The organism is Streptomyces sp. NK15101, from assembly GCF_020400725.1.
GTDB lineage: Bacteria > Actinomycetota > Actinomycetes > Streptomycetales > Streptomycetaceae > Streptomyces.
Map to the genome: position 1 here is coordinate 22,313 of NZ_JAINVG010000092.1, position 6,346 is coordinate 28,658.

5 protein-coding genes and 1 pseudogene are annotated in these 6,346 nt (G+C 71.3%); 4 read left to right on the forward strand and 2 right to left on the reverse strand.

What is annotated here, in order from left to right; genetic code table 11:
* The first annotated feature begins 49 nt into the window (after window positions 1-49).
* The gene (locus K7G60_RS32620) at window positions 50-1,801 is read left to right on the forward strand and encodes an LCP family protein (protein ID WP_225804575.1); all 1,752 of its coding nucleotides are present in this window, start codon (window positions 50-52) and stop codon (window positions 1,799-1,801) included.
* Between the two features lie 60 nt (window positions 1,802-1,861).
* Here the strand turns inward: K7G60_RS32620 and K7G60_RS39565 are convergent.
* A pseudogene (locus tag K7G60_RS39565) lies at window positions 1,862-2,140 on the reverse strand (glycosyltransferase); the annotation flags it as partial.
* A gap of 208 nt (window positions 2,141-2,348) precedes the next feature.
* Between K7G60_RS39565 and K7G60_RS32630 the strand changes: the two are divergent.
* Window positions 2,349-3,722, forward strand: coding sequence for an LCP family protein (locus tag K7G60_RS32630; protein ID WP_225804582.1), 1,374 nt, complete (start codon window positions 2,349-2,351; stop codon window positions 3,720-3,722).
* A 246-nt stretch (window positions 3,723-3,968) separates the two neighbouring features.
* On the opposite strand, the gene K7G60_RS32635 is transcribed toward K7G60_RS32630, so the two are convergent.
* The gene (locus tag K7G60_RS32635; RefSeq protein WP_225804576.1) at window positions 3,969-4,514 is read right to left on the reverse strand and encodes an acyl-CoA thioesterase; all 546 of its coding nucleotides are present in this window, start codon (window positions 4,512-4,514) and stop codon (window positions 3,969-3,971) included.
* Window positions 4,515-4,644: 130 nt separating this feature from the next.
* On the opposite strand from K7G60_RS32635, the gene K7G60_RS32640 reads away from it, so the two are divergent.
* Together K7G60_RS32640 and K7G60_RS32645 are read left to right on the forward strand one after the other, a co-directional pair.
* The gene (locus tag K7G60_RS32640) at window positions 4,645-5,925 is read left to right on the forward strand and encodes an LCP family protein (protein WP_225804577.1); all 1,281 of its coding nucleotides are present in this window, start codon (window positions 4,645-4,647) and stop codon (window positions 5,923-5,925) included.
* Window positions 5,926-5,980: 55 nt separating this feature from the next.
* The gene (locus K7G60_RS32645; RefSeq protein WP_225804578.1) at window positions 5,981-6,289 is read left to right on the forward strand and encodes a putative quinol monooxygenase; all 309 of its coding nucleotides are present in this window, start codon (window positions 5,981-5,983) and stop codon (window positions 6,287-6,289) included.
* Window positions 6,290-6,346 lie beyond the last annotated feature (57 nt).

The following is a 6,346-nucleotide window of genomic DNA, read 5'->3' on the forward strand; positions in this document are numbered from 1 at the left end:
CCCGGAAACACCGGGACTTGAGCGCTGCTGACTGACGAGGGGACCTGGGGTGGGACAGAGCAGCGTGCGTGGGGAGGGAACGCGGGGACGCGTTCCGCGCGCCCGTGAACTGGGCTGGGACGACGACCTGCACGGCGCCGGCGAGGCGACCGGCGCGAAGGCCGACGCTCCCGAGGAGGAGGCGGAGGCCGCCTCGGCACCGACCCGCGCCGAGCGCCGCCGCGGCGGTGGCGGCACGGGTGCGAGCGGACGCGCCGCCGCGCGCCGCCGGGCCAAGAAGACCGGCAAGCGCAAGGTGCTGCGGTGGACGGCGATCACGCTGTCGCTGCTGATACTCGGCACGGCCGGCGCCGGTTATCTGTACTACGAGCACCTGAACGGCAACATCCGCGGCGGTTCGCGGACCGGCGGCGACAGCGGCGTGAAGAAGGCCGCGCCGAACGCGCTGGGCGACACCCCGCTGAACATCCTGCTGATCGGCTCCGACAGTCGGGCGGACTCGAAGAACGTGGCCCTGGGCGGCGGAAAGAACCTCCGGGAGAGCAAGCCCCTGGCCGACGTGCAGATGCTGCTGCACGTCTCGGCGGACCGGAAGAACGCCTCGGTCGTCTCCATCCCGCGCGACACGGTCGTGCCCATCCCCAAGTGCGTCAGCGAGGACGGCAGCGAGACCTTCCCGGCCACCACCAATCGGCCGATCAACGAGACGCTGGGACGCGGCGGCCCCGGCTGCACCCTCACCACCTGGGAGAGCCTCACCGGCGTCTACATCGACCACTGGATCGTGGTCGACTTCGCCGGTGTCGTGGCCATGGCCGACGAGGTCGGCGGCGTCCCCGTCTGCGTGAAGCCCACCGGCGTCAGCGACCACCCGACCCGGGCGCAGCCCGGCGGTTCCGGTCTGAAGCTGCCCGTGGGAACCCACGAGGTCAAGGGCAAGCAGGCGCTCCAGTGGCTGCGCACCCGGCACGCGTTCGGCAGCGACCAGAACCGTGCCAAGGCCCAGCACATGTACATGAACGGCATGATCGAGAAGCTCCAGAAGCAGAACGCCTGGACCGACACCGGCCGCCTCATGGGCCTCGCCGAGACCGCCACCAAGGCGCTCCAGGTCTCCGACGAGATCAGGTCGGTCAAGGGGCTCTTCGACCTGTCGATGCAGATCAAGGACGTCAAGCTGGACCGCCTCACGACGGCGAACATCCCGACGGCCGAATGGCCGCAGGACCGCAACAAGAACATCCTCGTCAAGTCGTCGGCGGAGAAGATGTTCGCGATGCTCCGGGACGACATCGCCTTCGACAAGAACGGCAACCCGGCCGACGCGAAGCCGAAGCCGACCGCCTCCGCCAAGCCCAAGGCCACCGCCGAGGCGCCCGGTTCGCTCGGCGTGACGGTCGTCAACGGCACCGGCAGCGACGCCGAGCCCGCCGCCGAGGGCCGCGCCCGGGCCATCACCGAGATCCTCCAGGGCAAGGGCTTCACCCAGGCCGCGGCCTCCAAGGAGGGCGCGAGCCGCGCCGACACCGTGGTCACCTACCCCAAGGCCGACGGCGACCAGGGCAGGGCGAACGCCCAGTCCGTGGCCAAGGCGCTCGGGCTGCCCGACTCGGCCGTCCGGGCCGACGCGAAGGCCCAGGGCCTCACCCTCGTCGTCGGCGCCGACTGGCGCGAAGGCACGGTCTACAAGAAGCCGGCCGCCGAGGCCGGTGACATCCCGGACGGCGCCGAGGTCCTCCGGGGCAACGACAAGGGCTGCATGTACATCTACCCGCCCTACCAGTGGGACGGGAAGAGCTGACCCGCTCCCCCGCACAGCCGCCGACGGCCGGATCCCCGCGAGGGGGCCCGGCCGTCGTTCGTGTCCGGGTGATCGGACCGCCTCGGTCCCGACCGGCCTCACCGCCGGGCGGCGGCTCGCGATGGCCTTCCTCGCGAGGGAGCGGGGGCCGGTGAGGACCGTGCCCACGACGGGTTCGGCGGCGATCTCGTCCGTACGGTCCGTGGACGGGCCGAGGGCGATGACCAGCTCCGTCTCGCCGTCGTGCTCCTGCTCCAGGAGGTGACGGACCGCGGTGCGCAGATGCCGCTCCTCGTCGAGAACCGGCATGATCACGGAGATGGGGGGCCTGGCGTTCATCGTCCGTCGCGTTACCGCGAACGGGGGACACGGGTGCGCGCCGAGCGGGTGGTGCCCCCTTGCGCTGATCGTATGGGCCTACGGTGCTCACGGTCCCCTGTCCCAGCCGCGGAGGTGTCCGTCCGTGCCCACACCGCCCCGCACGCCCCGTCCCCGGCCCGCCGCCCGCCGCGTACCGGTCCGCCGGCGGAGGCGGCCCCGGTGGGGGATGCGGATGGCGACGGCGCTCTCCGTGGCGGTCCTCGCGGCGGGCGGGATCGGGCACGCCCTGGTGACCGGCCTGGACACCGGGATCACCCGGGTCGACCCCTTCAAGGACATGAAGAACCGGCCGCAGGCCGGGCACGGGATGAACGTCCTCGTCGTCGGCACCGACGGGCGCGACCGGATCACCGCCGAGGAGAGGCAGAAGTACCGGCTCGGCGGTGCGCCCTGCCACTGCACCGACACCGTCATGCTCGTCCACATCTCCGAGGACCGGGAACGGGCCAGCGTCATCAGCCTCCCCCGTGACTCGTACGCGGAGATGCCCGAGCACACCGACCTGAACAGCGGCAAGAAGCACCGGGCCCACCCCGTGAAGCTGAACGCGGCCTACGCGGAGGGCGGGCCCGGGCTGACCGTGCGGACCGTCGAGTCGATGACCGGCGTGAAGATCGACCACTACCTGGAGGTCGACTTCACCAGCTTCATGCGGACCGTGGACGCGGTCGGCGGCGTGCAGATCTGCACGCCGCGCTCCCTGAAGGACCCGTACACGGGGCTCGACCTCTCCCCCGGCACCCATGAGCTGGACGGCGGGCAGGCCCTGCAGTACGTGCGCTCCCGGCACATCGACGGGGCCGCCGACATCGGCCGGATGCAGCGGCAGCAGCGGTTCCTGGCGGCGCTGATCGCGCAGATGACGGACGGCGGGGTGCTGCTCAACCCGGTGCGGTTCCGTGAGGTCGCGACGACGCTGCTGGGCTCCGTACGAGCCGACGAGGACTTCGGGACGGATCAGCTCCTCGCCCTCGCCAAGGCGATGCACGGCTTCACCCCGGCCTCTTCCGAGTTCGTGTCCGTGCCGATCGGGGACATGGGCTTCCCCGTGAAGGGCATCGGCTCGACCGTGAAGTGGGACGCGGCGAAGGCGCAGAAACTCTTCCAGGCCGTGCGGGAGGACCGGCCGCTCTCCCCGCCGAAGGCGACGACCCCGGCGAAGGCTCCCCGGACGGCCGTCGTGGACGTGCCGCCGCGGACGGTCCGCGTGCAGGTCTACAACGGGACCCGGACGGACGGTCTCGGGCGGAAGGTCGACGACGCGCTGCGCGCGACCGGCTTCGACACGACGCGCACGCCGATGACCGCGGCCGGGAGGGAGCGGGGGCGGACCGTCGTCGAGTACGACCCTCGGTGGGACCGGTCGGCGAAGTCCCTGGCGGCGGCCTTGCCGGGGGCGGAGCTGCGGGCGGTTACGGGGCGGGGCGGGACCTTGCGGGTCGTCGTGGGGAGTGACTACAAGGGCGTCACGGCGGTGCGGGCGGAGGCTTCTGGGGCGCCGTTCGAGGCGGTCACTGGGGACCAGGTGGTGTGCCCGTGAATGGCGCGGCCGTGCGGGCCGCACCCGGCTGGGCGGCACCCCCGCCACCTGCCGTGTGAGCCGCACCCGGCTGGGCGGCGCCCCTCGCCCCGCCCGTGCGGGCCGCGCTTCCGCCCCCGTGTGGGCAATCGTCCCGCTGGGGCAAGGGGGTCCCCCTGCTCGAGCGGAACGACCGCCCACAACGGGGGCGCGGGAGCGGGGTGGGCACCGCCCCGGCGGAACGGGTGCCCGCGGCGGGCGGTGGGGTCAGTCCTCGTAGCCCTCGGCTGCTCGGCGTTCCCGGAGTTCCTTGATGGCCTGGCGACGGGCCAGCCGGTGGGTGCGGCGGATCTGCGCCTCCTGGTTGCGGCGCTTGTCCTGCTCGGTCTCCGGGATGACCGGGGGGACCTGGCGGGGCTTGCCCTCCGCGTCGACGGCCGCGAAGACGAGGTAGGCGGAGCCGACCTGGGTGGCGGGCGTGGACTCGTTCCAGCGCTCGGCCATGACCCGTACGCCGACCTCCATGGAGGACCGGCCGGTCCAGTTGACCTGGGCCTTCACGTGCAGCAGGTCCCCGACCCGTACGGGCTCGAGGAAGGCCATCTCGTCCATCGAGGCCGTGACCGCCGGGCCGCCCGAGTGCCGGCCCGCGACGGCGCCCGCCGCGTCGTCCACCAGCTTCATGATCACGCCGCCGTGCACCGTGCCCAGGAGGTTGGTGTCGTGGCTGGTCATGATGTGGCTGAGGGTGGTGCGGGACGCGGAAGTCGGCTTGCCCGGAATTCCGCCCGGGATATCGCCCTGGTCTGTCATGTCCTCCACCTTATGCCGGGTCCGGTCCCCGTCCCCGCCGGGTCCGCTTTGCATCAGCTTGGCAACAGCACCGGTCCGATCCTCCACCCGGACTGTCGCCCGGAAAGCCCTGCCCGGCACACTGGTCCACATGAATGACTGGCCCGATGACGGCGGATACGGCCGCGGCAGCGCGAACTCCCAGCCCGAGGGACCCCGCCGGATGAGCCACGTGCAGCGCCCTCAGGTTCCGCAGCAGCCGCCCCGCCGCAACGACGGCCAGGGCTACAACCCGAACTTCACGCAGGCGCAGAACCAGGGGTACGACTCCGGTTACAGCAGCGGCCAGGTGTACGGCGGCCCCCAGGGCGGTCCCCGGGGCGGGGCTCAGGGCGGCGGCCGGGGCACCGTTCCCCCGCAGTACACCCCCCAGGGGCCGGGCCGGCCCGCTCCGGACTGGCGCAAGCGCATCAAGGTCGGCTCGATCGTGCTGGTCGTCGGCGTCCTCGCCTGGGGCATCGGCACCTACGCCTGGGCCGGCTCGCAGATGCGCAACGAGGTCGATCTCTCCAAGGTCATCGAGCGGCCGGAGGAGGGCGACTGCACGACGTACCTGATCGTCGGCTCCGACAGTCGCGAGGGCATGTCCGCCGAGGAGAAGAAGAAGCTCCACACCGGCTCCGCCGAGGGCAAGCGGACCGACTCGATGATGATCCTCGCGGCCTGCTCCAGCGGGAACACGATGGTCTCGCTGCCCCGTGACTCCTGGGTGACGATCCCGAACTTCGTCGGCTCCGAGTCGGGCAAGTCGTACCCGGCCCGCGGCGGCTCCAAGCTGAACGCGGCCTACGCGATGGACGGTCCCGAACTGCTCGTGCGGACCGTGGAGTTCAACACCGGCCTGCGCATCGACCACTACGCGGAGATCGGCTTCGCCGGCTTCGCGAACATCGTGGACGCGCTCGGCGGCGTCGAGCTGAACATCGAGAAGGGCTTCAAGGACAAGAAGTCCGGCGCCGACTTCCAGGCGGGCACGCAGACCCTCAACGGCGAGCAGGCCCTGGCCTTCGTCCGTACCCGGTACGCCTTCGCCGAGTCGGACCTGCAGCGGACGAAGAACCAGCAGAAGTTCCTCTCCGCCCTCGCGAACCAGGCGGCGACGCCGGGCACGATCCTCAACCCGTTCGCGCTGTACCCGACGCTCGGCGCCGGTCTGGACACGCTGATCGTGGACAAGGACATGTCGCTGTACGACCTCGGGAAGATGTTCTTCGCGATGAAGGGCGTCAGCGGCGGTGAGGGCAAGTCCATGAACATGCCGATCGCCGGCTCCGCGCCGCAGGGATCCCTGAAGTGGGACATGCCGAAGGTGAAGCAGCTCGTCGAGCAGATCAGGAACGACGAGCCGGTCACGGTGACCTCGAACCGCTGACCCGTGGGTAGCCGCCTAGCCTGGAAGAGGGGTCTCCCCAGCGAGGCGGTGTGCCATGGCAGAGGACAGCAGGTTCTGGGCCTCCGGTGACTGGCGGGTCTCCGAGGGGAAGGAAGACGAGTTCGTCGAGCGGTGGACGGCCTTCCTGACCTGGACGAAGAAGGACAACGACGGCTTCCGGTTCGCCCGTCTCCTCCGTGACACGGGCGAACCGGGGCACTTCATCTCCTTCGCGTCCTGGAGCGACCCGGATTCCATGAGCGCCTGGAAGGAGAAGCCCGAGTTCGCGGAGCACTTCGGCGCCTGCAAGGGCCTGTGCGACGAGATGCGGGCCGGCGGCTACACGCTGGCCGTCTCCGTATAGCGCGGGAGGCACCCCCGAGGGGGTGCCTCTCTGCCATCGGGCGCGCGCCGGACGGTC